Consider the following 1,923-nt stretch of genomic DNA (forward strand, 5'->3'; position numbering starts at 1 on the left):
TTAATACTTGCCTGCGCCCAATGTCCCGCGATATCGCTAAATTTAACTTCTGTGTCGGGCTCCGTTGGTTTTTCAGGTACGGGGACAACAGCTGTTGAATCTACTAAGAATACCGCATACTTCGTGAAGTGATCGACCTCTACGCTAATCCTATTTCCGTTGATCTTACCGCCCTTGACTTCCACCCATACCTTTTTCACTTCATCATAATAGAATACGGTTGGCGTTTGATCTTTCTTCACGCTTGCTGGATCGAAAACAAAAGTCAGCGTAACTGGTTTAGTGAAGTTTTCCGGGAAGTTCTTCAGAATCTCGTAGATCGAGGTTGCTAGAACTTGTTTATTCGTTACAAGATTTTGCGTATCTAACAATTTGCTTATCGTTATTTTCAGCTCTTTACTTGAAGCGCCTGTCGGAATAGAGACCGTAACCGCATCTCCTAAGCTAACTTGGCCCGATTGACCTGGAGGAAGCGTTAATTTGCCATCCGTAGGTGTGGATGAGCCGCCGTCGCCGCCGTCACCCGATGGTGTGGATGGATCTGTTGCTCGTGTCACCGTAACGATATACGTTTTCGTTGTAGCATTCTGTGCTGTGACTACGATAGTAATCGGATTATTTCCTACATTCAGACTAATAGCTCCACTCGCTTGACCACTAACTACAGATTTTCCATTTACAGTTATCGTGGCGTTACTGTCATGCGTACTAGCCGTGACAATTAGACTAGATATACTATTGTCCACACTAGAGGTGTAAGACCCGATCCCGGATTCGAATGCGGGACTTAACGTACCGCTCGATACCGTCAAGCTGCCCAAATCAGCGTTACTGTTTGCTGCACGATTCACAGTGATATGGTACGGATTGCGTGTGCCATCTTCCGCGATTACCACCAACTCAATAGGGTTAGGCCCTACTATTAAATTGGTTGCACTTAAGGCATACACACTGTTAGTTACAGAGATTTGATCGGCTCCCACCGCCAAAATGGTTTGATTTGTGTCCATTATAGTTACGTTAAGATTGAGACTTGAAGCTGTGTTCGGCAGATCTACCGTATAAGTCGGATTCTCTGACGTAAATGTCGGTGATAACGTGCCTTGATCTACAGTCAAGCTAGCAAGCAGCGCATTATTGCTCATTCTTGTGACAATGATTATGTACACTTTCTTCGAGCCATTCGATGCCGTTACAGTCACTGTAATGGTATTCGCCCCTACGTTGAGCTGAATGTTCGTGCCCGTTACTCCATTGGCAGATACTTCCACCATTGCCATTGGATCTGCCACAGTTGGCGTGACCGTAAGGCTCGTAACATTGTTCGCTACACTCTGCGTATAGCTTGTTGTTGTCTCGGCAAATACCTGATTCAGCGCACCGGTACTTACAATCAAGCCGCTCAAGCTCGAGCTTGGTACAATCGTCTGTTGTACCGATGCAGTTTCATAGCCTTGTGCCATTACTGTAATCGTATGGGTACCTACTGCCAGAATACCAGCATTGATCGTGATCTTCCCATTGCTGACGGTGTAAGTTGCTCCCGACACTGAGATACCCGCATTCTTTACTTCCGTGATCGCAGCGCCCCATGTTCCATCATCCGTGAACATGATCTCAATCGGACTTCTATTATCATTGTTCGTCGTATCTGCTGTTAGGACAGGAGGGTGACCCAACCACTGCGCATAGAATGTTGTGTCCGCTCTTATCGTATAGGATTGTCCTGGTAGATACGGATCACCACTACCGTCTGCTTTCGTATTCCATCCAGTGAAAGTGTAACCTGTCTTGACTAAATTTCCTGGTTTATCGTCTACAATTATGACTTGATTTTGCGTATAAAGTTTACCGATTAGAGGTGTTCCACCCGTACTTCCATTTCCCGAATAGACCATATTTTCAGGGATAGGCAATCCACTC

The 1,923-nt window shown here is 45.7% G+C and carries 1 protein-coding gene; it reads right to left on the reverse strand.

All coding sequences use genetic code 11. The features are described from left to right. On the reverse strand, positions 1-1,923 hold a 1,923-nt coding region (locus AC1DWB_RS34345), incomplete at both ends, for a cadherin-like beta sandwich domain-containing protein (protein WP_477545558.1).

It is taken from the genome of Paenibacillus sp. P4_E11 (assembly GCF_056401635.1).